General features: G+C 57.6%; 2 protein-coding genes. One reads left to right on the top strand and one right to left on the bottom strand.

Annotation, left to right across the window (positions count from 1 at the left end):
* The coding region (locus ACX3P1_RS28180; protein ID WP_459083107.1) for a helix-turn-helix domain-containing protein at positions 1-804 on the top strand (804 nt) is incomplete at its 5' end.
* A gap of 57 nt (positions 805-861) precedes the next feature.
* Here ACX3P1_RS28180 and ACX3P1_RS28185 read toward each other — a convergent pair.
* Positions 862-1,047: hypothetical protein (locus ACX3P1_RS28185; protein ID WP_459083109.1), on the bottom strand; the 186-nt coding region annotated here is incomplete at its 5' end.

A 1,047-nucleotide genomic window follows, 5' to 3' on the forward strand; every position in this document is an offset into this window, starting at 1 on the left:
GAGTTCGACGTTCCTCCGTTGTTGGATCACGTCGTAATCATCTATCTCAACAGCCCAAAAAGCTTCGGTGCGGCGGTAGGAGGTGGGCTAACGCGACCTTTAAGTCCGCGACATGGATACGTCTCAGTGGTTCCAGCGGAATCCGATAGCCGCTGGTACTCATGTAGCGGCGACGTGGATTGCCTTCATCTACATCTTTCCCCCAACCGTCTGGAGCAACTGTTGGGCAGTGATACCATAGAAGGCCGAGCAGTAGAGCTCGTGCCGAACTTATTGGCGCCGGACAGGGTGCTTGCGAACATGGGCCATCGTTTCGCCGAGGAGTTGCGGCAAACTCAACTCGGCATCAACGCTATGATGGATAGTTTCGCGCTCGCCGTTGGGGTCAGGTTACTTCGTGCCTACTCGTCCACGTACAACGCGCTACCAAATACGGACCACGTTATTGCGCCTTACAGGCTGCGACGCACCGTCGACTTTATTGAGGCGCATCTAGGAGAAGACATCGGGCTCGCCGAAATCGCAGCTGCAGCAGGACTTTCCGCGTTTCACTTCTCTCGAGGCTTCAAGACCGCCGTTGGATGCTCGCCATACCAATTCCTCATTCGCCGCCGGATCGACAAGGCACAGGAGCTCCTTGCGGCAGACGACCTGACGATTTCACAGATCGCGCTGATATGCGGGTTCTCATCCCAGCAGCATCTTACGTCGACGTTCGCGAGACATGTTCAGGACACCCCCAGCCGCCGCGCGTTGTTGGGCAGCGACCCTAAACTTGATGTCCCGAATGATCGGGCCGAATAAATTGCTTACTGGCCTGCAGACATGGGAGCGAGGCGTGGGCCTCCAGTCAGGCGCCGGTTAGTTTGTCGACGAGCGTTCGGCATCCTTGGTTCGGTCTTCGACGACAGCGGCAAAGGGGAAGTTGCGACCCGTCGACAGTCTGTTCGGTCGGAGGCGCGGACAGGTGGGTTGCGGTTCCGCTTTCGCTCCCGCCATCGCATTAGCAACGGCCACGATCACCGCCGTTTTGCTATCTTCGCTGAA

The sequence above is a fragment of the Mesorhizobium sp. A623 genome, assembly GCF_054489405.1.